Raw genomic sequence first — 18,595 nt, forward strand, 5'->3', positions numbered from 1 at the left:
GTATAATCATAATGTTGCAGCAAGGTGGTTATAATTGAAAGAATATTTAGATATGAATACATCTCATGTAAGAGTTGTTACTCATATGTGTGGGTTCCTGGTTTGGCTCTATAGTCTTTCAATGTTGCCACCAATGGTTGTAGCATTGTTTTATAAAGAAAAAAGCCTGTTCGTTTTCTTTATAACTTTCGTTATATTTTTTTGCATTGGTGGCGGAGCGTGGTATACAACTAAGAAATCTGGTATTCAATTACGTACCCGTGATGGGTTTATTATAATTGTAATGTTTTGGATTTTGTTTTCTGTTATTAGTGCATTCCCTTTATGGATTGACTCAGAACTTAATTTAACGTTTATTGATGCTCTATTTGAAGGGGTTTCTGGAATAACAACAACAGGAGCAACTGTAATTGATGATGTTAGTTCATTACCTCGGGCATATTTGTACTATCGGTCACAGTTAAATTTTATAGGTGGCTTAGGAGTTATTGTTCTGGCGGTTGCTGTATTGCCATTATTGGGTATTGGTGGTGCAAAGCTTTATCAGTCAGAAATGCCAGGGCCATTTAAGGATGACAAACTTACTCCCCGCCTGGCCGATACGTCACGGACACTTTGGATAACTTATTCTTTATTAGGTATTGCTTGTATTGTCTGTTATAGACTTGCAGGAATGCCTTTGTTTGATGCTATTTGTCACGGGATATCCACAGTTTCGCTTGGTGGTTTCTCAACTCATAGCGAGAGTATCGGATATTTTAATAACTATTTGGTTGAGCTGGTGGCTGGTTCTTTTTCCCTGCTATCGGCTTTCAACTTCACCCTTTGGTATATTGTTATTAGCAGGAAAACGTTAAAACCTTTAATCAGAGATATTGAACTTCGTTTCTTTCTGTTAATAGCCTTAGGGGTGATCATTGTTACCTCTTTCCAGGTCTGGCATATAGGTATGTATGACTTGCCTGGAAGTTTTATTCATTCGTTTTTTCTTGCCAGCTCCATGCTCACTGATAATGGTTTAGCTACGCAGGATTATGCAAACTGGCCCACGCACACGATAGTGTTTTTGCTGTTGTCAAGTTTCTTTGGGGGATGTATAGGTTCAACTTGTGGTGGAATTAAGTCACTTCGATTTCTTATACTTTTCAAACAAAGCAAACACGAGATAAACCAGCTTTCTCATCCCAGAGCGTTGTTGAGTGTAAATGTAGGAGGGAAGATAGTTACAGATCGTGTAATGAGGTCTGTATGGAGTTTCTTTTTTCTTTATACTCTCTTCACGGTGTTTTTTATACTGGTGTTAAATGGTATGGGATATGATTTTCTTACATCATTTGCAACAGTGGCTGCATGTATTAATAATATGGGATTAGGTTTTGGGGCTACTGCATCGTCATTCGGAGTGCTTAATGACATTGCAAAATATTTAATGTGCATAGCTATGATTCTTGGTCGCCTTGAAATTTATCCTGTTATTATATTGTTTTCAGGTTTTTTTTGGCGCTCCTAATATATGGCTGATTTATAATTGTGAGTTTAATATTATATTGACTCACTCATTGATCCAATACCTAACTTTACCAGCAACACCTCCGCCCCCAGTAGCACTGGCTGCTGGGGTGCGTTTTATTCATAAAGCAAGGCTGTATGAGCGAGAAATTGAAGATCGTCTATCGCCCTTTACAAGAACTGTCTCCGTATGCACACAACGCCAGGACACACAGCCCTGAGCAGGTGGCACAACTGGTAGAAAGCATTAAGCAATTCGGCTGGACTAATCCGGTGCTGATTGATGAAAAGGGCGAAATTATTGCTGGTCACGGTCGCGTTATGGCGGCTGAAGTGCTCAAAATGGATTCCATTCCGGTCATCGTTCTGTCTGGTTTGATGGATGATCAGAAAAAGGCGTACCGCCTGGCAGATAATCGCCTGCCGCTGAACGCTGGCTGGGATGAAGAACTGTTGCGGATGGAGCTGTCGGAGCTAATCAATGCTGATTTTGATATCTCCCTGACAGGATTCAGCCCGACAGAAATTGATGAACTGTTGACGGATGTTTTGCCAGGTACAGGAAATGAGGAGGAGCCGTACACGACGAAAATTGATACGCCTGTTTATGAGCCGTCGGGCGATAAACCGGACATCAGTGAGCTGTACGACGATACGAAAACTCAGGAGCTGATCAGCCGGATACGTTCGGCGTCCCTTGAGCCCGATATCGAAAAATTCCTCCTGTGCGCGGCAGAACGCCACACGGTGTTTAATTTCAGCAGAATTGCGGACTATTACGCTCACGCCCCCGCTGAAATTCAGTGTTTTTTCGAGGAGTCGGCGCTGGTGATCATTGATTATCAGCAGGCTATTGAAAATGGATTTGTCCGGATGACGCAGCGCATGGTGGAGATCATGCATGGTGGTGAGGAGGAGGAATATGCGTGATGATTTTTGCGCCTTTATTCTGACTCACGGGCGACCGGACAAAGTTCTGACTTACCGGACGTTGCGTCGTGCTGGCTATACCGGGAAAATTTTTATCGTTGTTGATGATGAAGATAAGACACGGCATCAGTACATGGCTGAATTTGGTGAACAGGTGCTGGTGTTTTCCAAAGCCGATATCGCCAGTCGTTTTGACGAAGCCGATAATTTCGGTGACCGCCGCTCAATTTTTTACGCCCGTAATGCCTGTTTCGACCTGGCAAAACTGGTCGGGTGTAAATACTTCATTCAGCTCGATGATGATTATCACGAGTTCCAGTTTCGGGTGGATCGCAACTATGACCAGGCCTATTTTCCGATAAGGAAACTGGATGCGATCCTTTCTGAAATGCTGGCGTACTACGAATCAATACCTGCTCTTTCCATCGCTATGTCGCAGGGCGGGGATTTTCTTGGTGACAATGGCGGCCATGCTTCGTGGGTGAAACGCAAGGCAATGAACAGCTTTATCTGTTCGGTTGATCGACCGTTCTCATTCATGGGGCGCATTAACGAGGATGTGAATACGTACACGAATCTCGGTCGCTGTGGTGAATTGTTTATGACGATCGGTGCTGTCCAGTTAGGGCAGAAACAGACGCAGAAAAACAGCGGCGGAATGACCGAGCTGTATCTGGATTCCGGAACCTACGTTAAAAGTTTTTACTCCGTCATGTATGCGCCGTCGTGCGTAAAAATCTCACTGATGGGTGCCAGCCATAAACGCATTCACCATCAGGTCACCTGGAACAACGCTGCAGTAAAAATCCTTCACGAAAAATACAGGAAGAAGACACCCTGCATATCAATAGGGGTGACAAATGATTCCATATTCGAAAGTCGAGTCTCTGGCAGCGTGCCGGATGACTGCACAACAAATCGCTGACGTTCTGGATGTTGATCTGAACCGACTGAAAGAAAATCGGGAAGCAATGACAGATTTTTATGCGGCCATCCGTAAGGGCAGAGCGAAAGGTGAAGCCGAGTTACGAGCGGCATTGTTTAAGCTTGCCAGAAAAGGGGATGCCTTTGCTCTGCGCGAACTACTCAGGGTGGATAAAAATCAGGACTAACTGATGAGCAGACCGGACTGGGGGGCGTTGCAGCAGGAGTATATTGCTGAATACACCCGCTCCGGTATATCTCCGGTGGCATGGTGTGAAGCAAGGGGACTGAATTACGCAACAGCCCGTCGTTACATCAAAAAACCTCCGAAAAATGCGCAGACAGAAATGCGCAAAACTGCGCAAAAAAGTGCGCAGAAAAAATCTGCGCAGACTGCACAAAAGCGGAACGAAAAATCTCAGGAAAAAAAGCCAGTATTCGATGCGGGCCTGAATGAGGGCGACGCGGAGGAATTTTCGTTCTGTCCCGATGAATTCGGCATTTCTGACCAGCAGGCTAAGTTTGCGATGCTTGTTGCTCAGGGGAAAAAGCCGACAGAGGCGTACCGACTAGCCGGTTATGAGGGGCAAGGTGCGACAGCTAACAGCAACGCCAGTCGTATGCTTAGAAATGCCAGGGTTTTTCGCGCTATCAGCTACTTCCGCAATCAGTACCAGAAACGCTATACCGCAGACCTGGATTTACTGGTGAGTCAGTTGATGGCCATTGTCCTGGCCGACCCCAATCAGCTTGCACAATTTCGCCGTGTTAACTGCCGTTATTGCTGGGGCGAGAATCATCTCTACCAGTGGCGCGATATAGCAGAATTCGACAAGGCAGCGGCGCAGGCTTCCAGAGATGGCAAACCCGAACCGGAATATGGAGGCCTCGGCTTTGTTGATAACGCCATACCCAATCCGGACTGCCCGAAGTGCTGCGGTGAGGGAACGGGACAGCTTTATATGGCTGATACCACTCTGCTTGATGGGGATGCGCGGCAATTATATGCAGGGGCAAAACTCGGAAAATTCGGCGTTGAGATCCTGCTGGAGGATAAGGCTGCCGCCCGGCGTGAATTGTTGCGTTTGCTTTCTGCTGGCGGGGCTTTATGTGCAGATAAGCGGCTACAGGAACTGGAAATTGAACGACGCAGAATGGAAAACCAGAAGCTGCGCAAAGAGATCGAAACGGTGGAAGATAATGAACATCCCCAGCCTGTGGCGATCAATATTAATGTGGTTGATGCCAGAGTAAGGAGTGATGAAGATGATCTCTCCGACGCTTAATGTGCCTCAGGCGCGATTTCTTTCAATGCCCCATAAATTTAAAGCCTATATTGCTGGTTTTGGCTCGGGCAAAACATGGGTTGGGTGTGGCGGCATATGCAAGGGGATTTGGGAGCATCCAGGTATAAATCAGGGATATTTTGCGCCAACGTATCCCCAAATTCGCGATATTTTTTACCCTACAGTGGAAGAAGTTGCTGCTGACTGGGGATTGAACGTAAAAATTAATGAGGGAAATAAAGAGGTTCACTTTTATTACGGACGCCAGTATCGGGGAACCACTATCTGCAGATCGATGGAGAAGCCACAAACGATCGTCGGTTTCAAAATTGGTAATGCGCTGGTGGATGAACTGGACATTTTGCCGAAGGAAAAAGCCAGAACGGCGTGGCGCAAGATAATTGCGCGTATGCGTTATAAGATTGATGGACTTCGCAACGGTATTGACGTTACAACCACGCCGGAAGGATTCAAATTTGTCTACGAGCAGTTTGTTAAAGCCGTGCGTGAAAAAACAGAGCTGGCCTCACTGTATGGTCTGGTGCAGGCATCTACTTTCGATAATGAAAAGAACCTGCCAGCAGATTACATTCCTTCGCTTCTTGAATCATACCCTCCAGAGCTGATTAAAGCCTATCTTCGAGGACAGTTTACTAACCTGACAAGTGGTACTGTTTACCATCAGTTTGACCGGAAACTGAATAATTGCGAAGAAGTGGAGCAGCCAGGGGAGCCGATTTATATTGGGATGGATTTTAACGTTGGAAAGATGGCGGGGATCGTCCATGTGCTGCGTTTGGGGCTTCCATGTGCGGTAACTGAAATCATCAATGCCTACGATACGCCGGATATGATCCGCATCATTAAAGAACGCTTCTGGCTGTATGACGGGAATGATTACCGGAAAGTGAGGGAGATTTATATTTATCCAGATGCTTCCGGAGATTCCAGAAAATCAAGTAACGCAAGTACGACGGATATAGCCCAGCTTAAGCAGGCTGGTTTTAACGTTGTGGTGAACAGCTCGAACCCGCCAGTAAAAGATCGCGTTAACTCAATGAATGCAATGTTCTGCAATGCCAATGGTGAGCGTCGCTATAAAGTTAATGTGAAGCGTTGTCCGGTATATGCCGAATCTCTGGAGCAACAGGTCTGGGATGATAAGGGGGAGCCTGATAAAAAATCTGGCAATGATCACCCGAATGATGCCGGAGGTTATTTCATCGTTAAGCAATTCCCTATTGTCAAACCGACCGGAAGAGTCACATCACTTCGGATTTAATTATGGCTGATATATCAACACCCAACCTCGACTATAACGATATGCTGGAGGCGTGGGATATTAACGACGCATTGATGGGCGGTACGCTTGAAATGCGCAGGCAGGGGGAAAATTATCTCCCCAAATGGCCTAATGAAGATGAAGACGCTTATAAAAAACGCCTGTCTGTGGCTACGCTACTTCCTGTGTATGAAGAAAGCATCAAACAAAATATTGGGCGCATATTTGCAGAGCCGACAGTATTGAGTGAGGAAACGCCGGAAAAAATCAGGGAATATGCAGAAAATATCGACATGGAGGGGAGCCGACTGGATGTGTGGGCGCAGCAATTTTTCAGTCTCGCATTTCAGTATGGTGTGGCACATGCGCTGGTGGACTATCCACGAACGGATATGAAAGAGATTCGGACAAAAGCCGATGAAAACGCGGCCGGTGGTCGCCCGTACGTTACGATGCTGAATCCACGCCAGGTTATTGGATGGAAATCGAAAGTTGAAAAAGGGAAAGTTGTTCTCACTGATTTGCGTATAAAAGAGGTCATCATTATTGATGGTGATGATTTCGGGCAGAAGAAGGTGGAGCAGATCCGCCATATTATGCCCCGTCGAGTTGAAATTTATCGACGCAGCGAAGGTACTAATGGCGAATCTGTCTGGACGCTTCATGAGTCATGGAATACCAGCCGTGATGATATTCCTCTGGTAACACTGTATACGAAGAAAACAGGGTTTATGCGTGGTACACCGCCATTGCTTAATCTTGGCTTGCTGAATATCAAGCACTGGCAAAGCCAGAGCGAGCAGGACAATATTCTTCATGTTGCCCGCGTTCCATTGCTGGTGGCCTACGGGCTGGACAGGAATGAAGAACTGACGGTTGGTGCATCCACCGCTACGATTTTTGAGGACAGAACAAAAAATGGCCTCGAATATGTTGAACATAGTGGCGCAGCGATAGAATCTGGCGAAACATCACTTGAGAAGCTGGAAAATCAGATGCGTCATGCCGGCGCTAAACTTCTGCGGGCTGAAAATACATCCACCAAATCTGTTGATCAGACTAATGAAGAGCGGATGCAGGAACACTCGCCGCTTTATACAATGGCGAACTCCCTCGAAGATGCCCTCGATAATATTCTCCAGATAATGGCGGAATGGAGCGGAGAGAGTTGCGGTGGCAATGTGGATGTGCGCACTGAACTGGATGTATCTGCCCAGGTGTTTGACTCATCCTCCGCGCTGGCTGTTCAGTCATTGCGTCAGGGCGGTGATATACGTCAGATTGATGCGGTTCGGGTGTTGCAGGCGTTGAAATTTATCGATCAGGATTCCCGTCCAGAGGAAGTGATCGATGAATTAAAAAATCAGAGTGTAATGCTGATGGAAATCAATGATGCAAACCGTGAATGAACGGCTGCGTGATGAATCAATTGCTCATGCAGTCTGGATATCCCGCTATAGCACTGGTGTGGCTGCCAGAATAGTGAAAATACTGAATGACAGCGATGCGGAGCTTACAGCTCGCCTGCTGGTAGCACTGGACAGCCTCGATCCTAGTAGTTTTACCGTTACGCGCCTGGAGTCACTTCTGGCGAGTGTCAGAGAGGTTAACCGCACTGCTATTAACAGCATGTTTACCAGTCTCTCCGGAGAGCTGAACGAGCTGGCAATTTATGAGGTTGGTTATCAGTTAAGTCTGTTTGATTCTCTGCTACCTGATTTTGTTGCTGATGTTCACCCTCTGGTTGGTATCTCTTCTGATGCACTTTACGCCGCTGCAATGGCGCGACCATTCCAGGGACGACTGCTCAGTGAGTGGGCCTCAGATCTTGAGGCGGATCGGCTCAGACGCATAACAAATACGGTGCGTCAGGGTTTTTTGCTGGGGGATACCAATGAGCAGATCGCAAGAAAAATTCGGGGACATGTCAGTAAGGGATTTCAGGATGGTGCATTGCAGATGAGCCGGGCTAATGCGGCCAGCATTGCAAAAACAGCGGTTGGACATCTTGCTGCTACTGCTCGTGAGAGTTTTGCACGCGCGAATAATGATTTGATTAAGGGTAAGCAATGGTTATCAACGCTTGATAATCGTACTACGCCACAATGTCGAATCAGGGATCGCCTCAAATATACGCTGGATAATAAACCTGTAGGTCACAGCGTGCCTTATTTGCAGGGGCCGGGAAAAATTCATTTCTGCTGCCGCTCAACGGAAACGTTCATTCTGAAATCAGCGAAGGAACTGGGTATTGATGTTCGTGATATTTCCCCGGCTGAGCGGGCCAGCATGGATGGCGTGGTGGCCGGAGATACAACCTACAGGGAATGGTTTTTGCGTCAGCCTTACACCAGACAAAAACAGATTGTGGGGGAAACCCGGGCAAAGCTGATTCGGGATGGTGGTATGTCGCCAGATGAATTTTACACCGATAAAGGCGAATGGCTGACGCTGAAGCAACTCCGTGAGCGTGATGCACAGGTATTCAGAAAAGCAGGGATTTAAATAAATCATTTATTACAACAGGCTACCTTCGGGTGGCCTTTTTTATTGCTGCGATCCGGATGGTGAGCAGCGTAACTGTCGGAAGACTTAAACCAGGTACTAATATGAAACTGAAAACGGTCGAGATTAACGGAAAACAATACGCAGAAATTGATACTGCTGGCCTGCCAGTTTATGTGCACGACGATGGTAAAGAAATCGGCTTCGATGCACCGCTGGCGACAAAAAAAATTACAGAACTTAATGGCGAGGCAAAAAATCATCGCCTGGCTAAAGAAGCTGCAGAGGAAAAACTGGCTAAGTTTGCCGCTATCGAAGACCCGAAGAAGGCGATCGAGGCACTGGAAATGCTGTCAAAAATCGACCAGAAAAAGCTGATCGATGCGGGACAGGTTGACCAGGTTAAGGCTGAAATTACGAAAAATTTTCAGCAGCAATTAGATGAAGAAAAGCAACGCTCTCAGATGCTGGAGAAGCAGCTTTACGATTCTATGATTGGCGGTAGTTTTGCGGGTTCAAAATATATTGCCGATAAAATTGCGATCCCGGCAGATTTATTACAAGCCCGCTTCGGACAGGCATTCAAAGTGGAAGAAGGGAAGATCGTTGCTTATGACGCTTCCGGCAACAAAATTTATTCCCGCGCGAAGCCAGGAGAACTGGCGCAGTTTGATGAGGCGCTGGAGTTCCTCGTCGAAAATTACCCTCAGAAAGACTACATCCTGAAAGCCAGTGGCAACAATGGCGGCGGTTCCCGTCCGACACAGCATGATATTGGTCAGAAAACGATGAAACGCTCTGCTTTTGATGCACTGGATGTTGCAGGTAAGCAAAACGCACTGAAAGACGGTATCACAATCGTTGATTAATACATTTGCCAGCTTCCGGATGGGAGTTGGTGTCAGGGCTGGATAGCTCACTACTCAATCCATTCACAATTACGCAAATTTTTAAGGAATATTTAATTATGGCTGGAAATACCCTGACCGGGTTGATCCCGACTATTTACACCGCCCTGGATGTTGTATCCCGTGAGCAGGTAGGTTTTATCCCTGCGGTAGCAAAAAACGCAAAAGCTGACGCCGCAGCAAAAGATCAGACGGTAACCGCGCCAGTTGCGCCTGAGGCGAAAACCGAAGATATCGTACCGGGGCCGTCAGCTCCGAATACCGGTGATCAAAATATTGGCACTGTTGATGTAAAAATTACTAAATCCAAAATGGCGCCGGTTAAATGGAATGGTGAAGAACAACTGGCTCTTGGCCCTTCAGGGACTTACAACACCATTCTGGCTGATCAGTTCAAGCAGGCTTTTCGCGCCCTTGCAAACGAGGTTGAGGCTGATCTTGGTGTGTTGTATTTCGGTGCTTCCCGCGCCGTGGGAACCGCAGGGACAACGCCGTTTGGTGTTAAAGATGATCTTTCTGATGCTGCTCTGGCTCGTCAGGTTCTGGAGGATAACGGCGCACCGACAACAGATCTGCAGATGGTGCTTGGTTCCACTGCCATTGCTAATTTGCGCGGAAAACAGTCTGTATTGTTTAAAGTGAATGAATCCGGCACTGAACAGCTACTGCGTGAGGGCGTGTTGGGGCGTCTGGAGGGATTCAATATTCACAGTTCGGCAGGTGTAAAACGAGCGCCAAAGGTTGCTGCAACTGGTTATCTCGTGAATGGCGAGAAAAAAGAAGGCGATGTTCTTATTTCCATTGATACTGGTTCGGGGAGTATTTCTGCAGGTCAGATTGTTACGTTCGCTGGCGATCCTAATCAGTATGTTGTGGCAGCAGCGACCAGCAATCTGATTACTCTTGCAGCACCGGGACTGCGTCAGGATCTGGCCGATGATACTGCAATCACAGTTGTTGGCTCCTTTACTGCAAATATGGCGTTTGATCGCAACGCGTTTCTGCTGGCATCCCGTACTCCGGCAATGCCGGAAGGTGGCGATAATGCTGATGATGTAATGAATGTTACGGACCCGATTTCAGGGATTACGTTCCAGATTGCACTGTATCGTCAGTATCGCCAGGTGCGCTATGAAGTTGGACTGGCATGGGGTGTTTCGTCAGTGAAACCGGCACATGGTTGTCTGATTCTTGGTTAAACATCCAAACGGGGCTTCGGCCCCATTTTTAATGGAGGGTATATGGCCGGATTAACTAAAGAGCAAAGAGCACAGCGTGAAGCCGCGCAAAAAAATGCAGTGGTGGAGCAAAATGTGGAGCAAATTCAGGAGCCACAAAAAACGCAAATTGAGTTAGTGGTTATGGTGACCGATTATCAGATGTTTCCCGGCGCACCAACTATCGCTAATGTTCATCCTGATGAAGTTGACAACTGGAAGGCTCTGGGCTGGAAAACTCAGGAGTAACACATGATCACTTACGTGACCTGTGATGACGTTGATAATGCGTTTGGGAACGCCTGGACGAGTGAGAACGCTAAAAATAAAGCTGTTTTAATGGCTAATGCCTGGCTTAATGGCTTCGGCCTGAAAATTAACCCATCCCGTATTCCGGAAGAGGTAAAACTTGCGGGAGCATATGCAGCCAGAATTGCCTCTGTCGGTAAGTTGTTTCAGCAGAAAAATGATTCTGGCGTTGTTATCAGTAAAGCCGTGTCGGCTGACGGGGTCAGTGTATCGAAATCATTTGCTGAATTGCCAGCAAACAGCACTGCATTGCTTGAACCCGATTTACAGCTTGCGATAGCACTGCTGAAACCGTACGGACTTAGTCGCTCACAAGTCAGGGTTGTGAGGGGGGGATGATGGGGCTTCGTGAAGAGATTCAGTCAGAGGTTGCCGCTGCTTTTGATGAGGATTTAGCAGACGCCGTGAGTGATTTTTCTGGTTCTTACGTTGCGCACCGGAACTGGAATCCAGTGACGGAAACTGGCGGCGAATCCACAGCAACCTATACCGGGCGAGGCGTGTTGACGCGTTATAAGCTGGGCAGAATTGATGGGATTAATATTTTGCATGGTGACCTTAAATTAACAGCTCTGGTATGCGAGGTTACGGATAAAACCGCTGTCGGCCATATTATTGAGATTTATGATCCTGTATCAAGGCAGTTGCAACGATACGAGGTAATTACAGCGAGTGTAGATCCTTCCGCATCAGTTTACTCAATCCAGTTAAGGAGAGCGTAAATGGCAAAGGCATGGGATATCGAACCGTCAATATTTGCCGGGATGATTGAGGAAGATGTGGGGCTGAAAATTCGCTACATCGCTATTCAGATTCTTACTGCTATCGATATTGCTGCTCCGGTTGATACCGGGCGTTTCAGAAATAACAACATGGTGTCGTTACAGCATCCCGATTTTGGTATATCTGATAACGTGGATCCGAACGGTACGATTGCGGTTCAGCGTGGGATCGGGGTTATTTCGAAAGCTGCAAATTACGGAATTATTTATATCCAGAATAACCTTCCTTATGCAGAGGCTCTTGAAAACGGTCATTCACAACAAGCGCCAACTGGCGTGTATGCCAACGCTTTTCATGGTGTTTTACAGGCTTACAAATGACGTTTACTGAAATCAGAAATACGGTCATTTCCAGAATGACGGCACAGACGGTTATTAATGGAAAAGACGTATTGTATCCGAACGGGCCAACGTTCGATCCTTCCGGTAAGTTAATCTGGGCGCGGTTAAGTAATATTCCCGGGCAGGCTGGAGTTAATGAAATTGGTGCGGGGCCGGTTGTTTATCGCACGGGGATAATCATTATTCAGTTATTTGTCCCCGCAGGTTCTGGTTCAAAACTCATTACTGAGACAGCCGATAAATTGCGGGAACTGTTTGAGTTTCAGGATGACGACCGTCTCAGTTACCAGGCTGTTTCCTCAATAACCGTTGGCGAAAAGAATGGCTGGTTCCAGCTTAATCTTCAAATTCCATATCGCGCGCTCTAGCGCAATTAATGACATAGGAGGCTCCTGTGAGTTCAGGTGCAAAGGTTATCTCGGCATTTATCCGGGAGACAGTTGCAGGCACCACACCAGCAAGTGGTGACTGGAGTTTATTAAAACGCACAAGCTGGGGAGTAAAACCCACCCAGAATAAAGGCGAAAATAATGAGATTGGTGGCTCCCGGATGGCTCAGGGGGCGACGCCTGGCACTGTGGATGTTGGCGGTGATGTTGGTACCAAATTTCGCTGGGGTCAACATGATGATTTTCTTGCATCCTGTTTCGGCGCGGAATGGTCAGGTGATTCTCTGACAATGGGGAATGAGCGAATAACATTTTCTCTGGCGACCTATGCGTCCGATGTCGGAATTGCCTCTGTTGTCAGAGGAGCGCAGGTTGGCTCATGGAAAATGCAGATCCCTAACGACGGCGATATTACGGCGACCGTAACCTTTGCCGGGCTGGACTGGGAATCAAAGGCCGATGATACGAATTTTATCAAAGGCGAACCTGTGGATAGTGCAGGAAAGCTACGTTATTCGTTTAAGGAGGTTTCAGCAGTAAGCCTGAATGGTGTTGCCGGAGGTAACGGTTTTTGTATCGACAGTTTTGATATTCAGTTCGATAACAAACTCCAGACACAGCGTTGTATCGGGACTGGCTCGCCTTATGCAGGAGCAAATATTCCGACTACTTTTACACCGTCCGGTACGGTGACGCTTTCATGGTCTAAAGCCGCGTGGGAAATCTGGAGTAAAACACTGACTGGAGAAACAGTTCCGTTCAGCTTCACGCTTTCGAATGGAGAGGGGGCATACACTTTCAGTTTCCCGAAGGTTCAGATGTCAGGTGAATGGCCTGATGGGGGTAATACCGACATTATCCAGGTTCAATTGAGCATTACCGCAGCAGATGAAGCACCTACGATAACCAGAAAAAAAGCCTCCCCGGCTGCCGTGATCGCAAAAGCCAGTGCTGAGGCGATTAGTTGATTTTCCGTTATTCCCCCTGTGGTACTGCACTACAGGGGGGCGCATTGAATGAGGTTATGGATGTTTATTCTTAATCAGAAAATTATCATCGGTGGTGAACGCTGGTTTACCCCAATGAAGGACTTAAAACCTGTAGACGGGTTAAAACTGTTGGTGGCAAGCAGCGATAACGATCAGTATCGCTCCCGTAATGCATTAATCCGTCGCCACATTGAGAAAATGGATGCCAGTTTGCACGTCGGAACGAAGGAGTTTGATATTGCAAAGGTTTCCGAGGTGGATTCTGTTGATGATTTACTCATTGATAATGCTGCTCGTTATCTGCTGAAAGACTGGAAAGGGGTTGGTGAACTGGTTGATGGTGTTGAGGTTGCACTGGAATATACGCCAGAACGAGGGATCGCGCTGCTTAAGCAGAATCCGGAGTTGTACTGGCAGATCCTTGCAGAAGCAGCCAGCATCGCCCAGGGTAAAGAGCAGCAGAAGCAGGATACGATAAAAAAGCCATAGCCGCCCAGCGGTGGTTATCGGAGTTCGGGGGAGAAAAGGGTGAAAAGGCAAGATGGAAGCGAGAAAAACTCAGGTTGCCACCGATACCGGAACCAGAAATAGACCCGGTGCTTAAGGAATTGTTGTACGCCTATTCGGTAATATCCCGTGCCCGACGTTATGCTGGAATGACTGGGGTGCCTTTGCCTTTATCTCTGACAGAGATAAATGAATATTTAGCCACTCATCCGGTATTGATTGAGCGCGATGAATTTGAAGCAGTGATCTTTGCACTGGATGACCAGTATTTTCAGGAGCAGTGTGTGTAGTTGTTAATTACGTACACTCTGTTACAGAGATGTGATGGTGTCTTTAATTAAATCGATGATGCTCCTGGAGAAAAGCATTGCGTGGCCTCGTAATCGCTATATCTACTATTATGTCGCCTGAAACCCACTTCGGTGGGTTTTTTGTTGTCAGGAGTTTTAATGAATGGCAGAGCAAACCTCGCGTCTCGCAATAATTATTGATAGCACTGGAGCGAAAAATAATGCTGACAATCTGGCCTCCTCATTAGTCAAAATGACGCAGGCTGGGGAAACTGCTGCAAATAGCGCAGGGAAAGTGACTAAGGCAACAGAAGATGAGAAGAACGCGCTCGCAAAATTAAAAGCAGCTATTGATCCAGTTGGTGCCGCAATTGATACTGTCGGTCGACGCTATTCTGAATTAAAGAAATTTTTCGATAAAGGGCTTATTGATAAAGAAGAATATGAATTTCTTGTCCGTAAACTTAATGAAACCACAGAGGAATTGAGCGGGGTTGCGCAAGCGCAGAGAGAAGCCGAGAAGGCCGGAAAACTTGCTGCCGCCCAGCAGGAAGCGCAGGCTCAGGTCTTTCAAAGAATGCTGGACAAGATCGACCCTCTGGCTGCGGCGCTAAGAAATCTTGAACAACAGCAGGATGAACTTAATGCTGCGTTTGCATCCGGGAAAATAAATGGTTCTCAGTTTGAGAATTATAGCCGAAAAATACAGGAAACACGGCGAGAGCTTACCGGAGAGGCTCAGGCAGAGCGAGAAGCAGCAAAAGCACATGATGAACAGGTTGCTGCTTTGCAACGTCTGATTGCTCAACTTGATCCTGTCGGAACTGCTTTTAATCGTCTGGTAGAACAACAGAAACAGCTCAATGAAGCAAAAGCTAAGGGGATGCTTTCTCCTGAAATGTATGAGGAGCTTTCTGGAAAACTTCGTGCTATGCGGAGTGAGCTTGAGGTTACTCAATCGCAATTAAGCAAAACCGGAATGTCGGCAAAACAAACGGCTTTTGCTATGCGCATGTTGCCTGCACAAATGACGGATATTGTTGTTGGGTTGTCCACTGGTCAGTCGCCATTTATGGTGTTAATGCAGCAGGGCGGCCAGCTAAAAGATATGTTCGGTGGGATTGGCCCGGCGATCAAAGGTGTAGGTTCTTATGTGCTGGGATTAATTAATCCTTTTACCCTGGCCGCAGCAGCCGTTGGCGTCTTAGGGCTGGCTTACTATAAAGGCTCTCAGGAGCAGGACGAATTTAATAAATCTCTTATTCTTACCGGAAATCAGTTGGGGACAACCAGCGGGCAATTGGCCGATATAGCTCAACGTGCCGGGAATGCGGCTGATTCGACAACTGGCGCTGCGGCGGCAGTATTAAACCAGCTTGTGCGTTCGGGAAAGGTAGCGAGCAGTTCGCTGGAGCAAGTGACGACAGCGATAGTAAAAACGAGCGAAGTAACAGGAATATCAACCGAACAACTGGTTAATGACTTCAATGAAATTGCAAAGGATCCTGTCAGTGCTATATCAAAACTTAATGATCAGTACCATTTTCTGACACTTGCGACTTATAACCAGATTAAGGCGCTACAGGATGAAGGGAGCCAGCAGGAGGCCGCCCGCATTGCGACAGAAGCATACTCATCCTCAATGATCCAGCGCACCAACCAGATTAAAGAAAATCTTGGTTATCTTGAGACTGCATGGAAAGCTGTCGCAGACTCCGCAAAATGGGCATGGGATTCCATGCTGGATATTGGCCGTGAGGCCTCCCTTGATCAAAAAATCTCAGATGTTCTCCGTCAAATTGATGAAATAGAAAAAAATACCCGACCCGGAGTTTTCGGGTTAGGTGGCATTGGAGATGGCGGAGCTCAAAATAAAAAGCTGGCACGATTAAAGCAGCAATTGGGCGTACTTCAAGCAGAAAAAATTGCTCAGGACGTACTAAATTCATCAATAAACGATTACAACAAGCGACAACAGGAAGGAATTGAACTCAGACAGAGAGCAGATGCTTTTTCAAAACAATATCAGACCCGGGAGCAGCAGAGAGCTAGTGAACTTGCAAAACTGGAAAAGCTAAAGAATCAGTATTCAAAGGAAGAATATAATAATCTTATCGCTCAAATAAATGAGCGTTATAAAGATCCAAAGCAACCAAAGGCGAAAGGTTATTCGGATGATGCTGCCCAACGAATGATTGATCATCTGAATCAACAGAATGCGTTACTAAGTTCACAAGCTGAATTGACCGTTAAATTAAGTTCCTCTGAACAGGAACTGGTTAAGTGGCGTCAGCAGATTGCCGACCTGGAGTCACGACCGTCATCGAAATTAACCCAGGATCAGAAATCGCTTCTCTTACACCGGGAAGAAATAACCGCGTTGATGGAGAAAAATGTTGCGATTGAAAAAAATAACAGGCTAATCAAAGAATCCGCCGAAATAGCCGCATGGCGTGATTCATTGCAGGCTTCGATTGATAATCGTCAGCAGGGGTATGATATTCAGATTGCTGGTTATGGGGTTGGCGATAAAAATCAGCAACGCCAGCAGGAATTACTGCGGATTGAACGTGAATATAACAATCAGCGTCTGCAACTTGAACGTGACTATGCAGATAAATCCCGTGGAATGTCAAATCATGTTTTTCAGGAGAAAATGCAGGCTCTGAATGATGCTCTGGAGCGAGAAAAAGAAATTGTCAGCCAGAAAAACGAGCAGCTCGATATTCAGGCAGGAGACTGGATTAGTGGTGCCTCCCAGGGATTCAATAACTGGCTGGATGACACTAAGGATATCGGTGCGCAAATAAAATCAACCACGACTCAGATGTTTGATGGGATGACCGATGCGCTAGGTGATTTTGTCACGACAGGCAAGGCAAATTTTCGTTCTTTCGCTACTTCCGTGATTTCAGATCTTAGTCGAATTGCATTAAAGGCTTCAATTACTGGGATTTTCGACAGCATTAGTAACAGTTCTTCTGGGGGTATTTTAGGAACTATCGGGAGTGCTATTAGTAAATTTATTCCGAATGCAAAGGGCGGTGTTTATGAGTCTCCGTCATTGAGTACATATTCGAACGGTATTTATGACTCCCCGCAATTTTTTGCTTTTGCAAAAGGAGCTGGTGTTTTTGGTGAGGCTGGACCGGAAGCTATTATGCCATTAACGCGAACTTCCGATGGTTCTCTTGGTGTCAGAGCTATTAATAGTAAAAGTGGTAATGGAGGCAGAGATATTACTTATGCCCCTGTATACCAAATCACTATTCAAAATGACGGCCAGAATGGAGAGATTGGTCCTCAGGCAATAAAAGCACTTATGGGGATGGTTGATCAGCGGGTGCAGGGCGCTCTGTTAAATATGCGACGTGATGGAGGAATGTTAAGTGGCTAATACGGAAGAATTTTACTGGTTACCAGAGGATGGAATGAAAACAGAAAATAAGCCATCGATAAAAACTGTAAGATTTGGCGATGGTTATGAACAACGAAGCCCAAACGGACTTAATCATTCTCTGCGTGTTTTTACCTGTGATTTCAGGGTTGAGGCGAATGAACGTAATTCATTTGAACTGTTTCTGGCTCGGCATGGAGGCTATAAATCTTTTTTTTGGCGCCCGCCGGGTATTAACAGAAAAATCAGAGTGGTGTGTCGAACGTGGTCAGCGACAGAACATATCACCTATACCGATTTTTCGTGTCAGTTTGACGAAGTGGTGATCTGATGCAGGACATACGACAGGAAACACATCATGAGACGACACGCCTTACTCAGTCAGCCCAGGTGGTGCTCTGGGAAATCGATCTGACAGAGGTCGGTGGTGAACGTTATTTTTTCTGTAATGAGCAGAACGAAAAAGGTGAGCCGGTCACCTGGCAGGGGCGGCAGTATCAGGTATACCCTATTCAGGGGACGGGATTTGAACTGAACGGTAAGGGTAGTGCTACCCGTCCGACACTGACGGTCTCTAACCTGCACGGCATGGTCACCGGGATGGCGGAAGACCTGCAGAGTCTGGTCGGCGGAACGGTGGTCAGGCGTAAGGTTTACGCCCGTTTTCTGGATGCGGTGAACTTCGTCAACGGAAACAGCGACGCCGATCCGGAGCAGGAGGTGATCAGCCGCTGGCGCATCGAGCAGTGCAGCGAACTGAGTGCGGTCAGTGCCTCCTTTGTGCTCTCCACACCGACGGAAACGGACGGTGCTGTTTTTCCGGGGCGCATCATGCTGGCCAACACCTGCACCTGGACCTATCGCGGTGATGAGTGCGGTTATCATGGTCCGGCTGTCGCGGATGAATATGACCAGCCGACGTCCGATATCACGAAGGATAAATGCAGCAAATGCCTGAGCGGCTGTAAGTTTCGCAATAACGTCGGCAACTTTGGCGGCTTCCTTTCCATTAACAAACTTTCGCAGTAA

At 46.8% G+C, this 18,595-nt stretch carries 19 protein-coding genes and 1 pseudogene; all 20 read left to right on the forward strand.

Translation table 11 applies throughout. The features are described 5' to 3' along the window. Positions 1–52 precede the first annotated feature (52 nt). Entirely contained in the window at positions 53–1,510 is a 1,458-nt protein-coding gene (gene trkG / locus BEA93_RS06210) for a Trk system potassium transporter TrkG (protein WP_001097899.1), read from the forward strand. Positions 1,511–1,647: 137 nt separating this feature from the next. After that, positions 1,648–1,905 (forward strand): annotated as a pseudogene (locus BEA93_RS26325) (ParB/Srx family N-terminal domain-containing protein); the annotation flags it as partial. 526 nt (positions 1,906–2,431) lie between these two features. Further along, a complete protein-coding gene (locus BEA93_RS06225) occupies positions 2,432–3,364 on the forward strand; it encodes a hypothetical protein (protein WP_001204030.1) in 933 nt (310 codons plus the stop codon). Next, positions 3,342–3,551: a hypothetical protein gene (locus BEA93_RS06230; protein WP_000126788.1), complete on the forward strand. Its 210-nt coding sequence runs from the start codon at positions 3,342–3,344 to the stop codon at positions 3,549–3,551. The genes BEA93_RS06225 and BEA93_RS06230 overlap by 23 nt, the downstream gene beginning before the upstream one ends. 3 nt (positions 3,552–3,554) lie before the next feature. Beyond that, positions 3,555–4,649, forward strand: a complete 1,095-nt coding sequence (locus BEA93_RS06235) for a terminase small subunit (RefSeq protein WP_000089437.1) — start codon at positions 3,555–3,557, stop codon at positions 4,647–4,649. Beyond that, positions 4,630–5,931, forward strand: coding sequence for a terminase large subunit domain-containing protein (locus tag BEA93_RS06240; protein ID WP_000625349.1), 1,302 nt, complete (start codon positions 4,630–4,632; stop codon positions 5,929–5,931). Before BEA93_RS06235 ends, BEA93_RS06240 begins: the two co-directional genes overlap by 20 nt. Before the next feature lie 2 nt (positions 5,932–5,933). Further along, positions 5,934–7,340, forward strand: coding sequence for a DUF4055 domain-containing protein (locus BEA93_RS06245; RefSeq protein WP_000763705.1), 1,407 nt, complete (start codon positions 5,934–5,936; stop codon positions 7,338–7,340). After that, complete coding sequence (locus BEA93_RS06250; protein WP_024165603.1) at positions 7,324–8,436, forward strand: phage minor head protein; 1,113 nt, start codon at positions 7,324–7,326, stop codon at positions 8,434–8,436. The genes BEA93_RS06245 and BEA93_RS06250 overlap by 17 nt, the downstream gene beginning before the upstream one ends. Before the next feature lie 104 nt (positions 8,437–8,540). Continuing rightward, on the forward strand, positions 8,541–9,305 hold the full coding sequence (locus tag BEA93_RS06255) for a DUF6651 domain-containing protein (protein WP_000770040.1): 765 nt from the start codon (positions 8,541–8,543) through the stop codon (positions 9,303–9,305). A 98-nt stretch (positions 9,306–9,403) separates the two neighbouring features. Continuing rightward, a complete protein-coding gene (locus BEA93_RS06260; RefSeq protein WP_000918489.1) occupies positions 9,404–10,543 on the forward strand; it encodes a P22 phage major capsid protein family protein in 1,140 nt (379 codons plus the stop codon). A gap of 42 nt (positions 10,544–10,585) precedes the next feature. Next, positions 10,586–10,810, forward strand: coding sequence for a hypothetical protein (locus BEA93_RS06265; protein ID WP_000908083.1), 225 nt, complete (start codon positions 10,586–10,588; stop codon positions 10,808–10,810). Positions 10,811–10,813: 3 nt separating this feature from the next. Then, a complete protein-coding gene (locus tag BEA93_RS06270; RefSeq protein WP_000634207.1) occupies positions 10,814–11,209 on the forward strand; it encodes a hypothetical protein in 396 nt (131 codons plus the stop codon). Next, on the forward strand, positions 11,209–11,592 hold the full coding sequence (locus BEA93_RS06275; protein ID WP_000524258.1) for a hypothetical protein: 384 nt from the start codon (positions 11,209–11,211) through the stop codon (positions 11,590–11,592). Before BEA93_RS06270 ends, BEA93_RS06275 begins: the two co-directional genes overlap by 1 nt. Then, a complete protein-coding gene (locus BEA93_RS06280; RefSeq protein ID WP_001029818.1) occupies positions 11,593–11,973 on the forward strand; it encodes a hypothetical protein in 381 nt (126 codons plus the stop codon). After that, entirely contained in the window at positions 11,970–12,362 is a 393-nt protein-coding gene (locus tag BEA93_RS06285; RefSeq protein WP_000144682.1) for a phage tail terminator-like protein, read from the forward strand. Before BEA93_RS06280 ends, BEA93_RS06285 begins: the two co-directional genes overlap by 4 nt. Before the next feature lie 26 nt (positions 12,363–12,388). After that, positions 12,389–13,351: a phage tail tube protein gene (locus BEA93_RS06290; protein ID WP_000094291.1), complete on the forward strand. Its 963-nt coding sequence runs from the start codon at positions 12,389–12,391 to the stop codon at positions 13,349–13,351. Between the two features lie 150 nt (positions 13,352–13,501). Beyond that, a complete protein-coding gene (gene ydaY, locus BEA93_RS06295) occupies positions 13,502–13,861 on the forward strand; it encodes a protein YdaY (protein WP_122984268.1) in 360 nt (119 codons plus the stop codon). 471 nt (positions 13,862–14,332) lie between these two features. Further along, positions 14,333–17,566, forward strand: coding sequence for a phage tail tape measure protein (locus tag BEA93_RS06305; RefSeq protein ID WP_105224580.1), 3,234 nt, complete (start codon positions 14,333–14,335; stop codon positions 17,564–17,566). Beyond that, positions 17,559–17,897 (forward strand): phage tail protein, encoded by a 339-nt coding sequence (locus BEA93_RS06310; protein WP_000024053.1) that lies wholly within the window; start codon positions 17,559–17,561, stop codon positions 17,895–17,897. The genes BEA93_RS06305 and BEA93_RS06310 overlap by 8 nt, the downstream gene beginning before the upstream one ends. After that, positions 17,897–18,595 carry a phage minor tail protein L gene (locus BEA93_RS06315; protein ID WP_001152480.1) on the forward strand — a complete coding sequence of 233 codons (699 nt, stop codon included), beginning with the start codon at positions 17,897–17,899 and terminating at the stop codon, positions 18,593–18,595. The genes BEA93_RS06310 and BEA93_RS06315 overlap by 1 nt, the downstream gene beginning before the upstream one ends.

Source organism: Escherichia sp. MOD1-EC5950 (assembly GCF_002965345.1).
GTDB lineage: Bacteria > Pseudomonadota > Gammaproteobacteria > Enterobacterales > Enterobacteriaceae > Escherichia > Escherichia marmotae.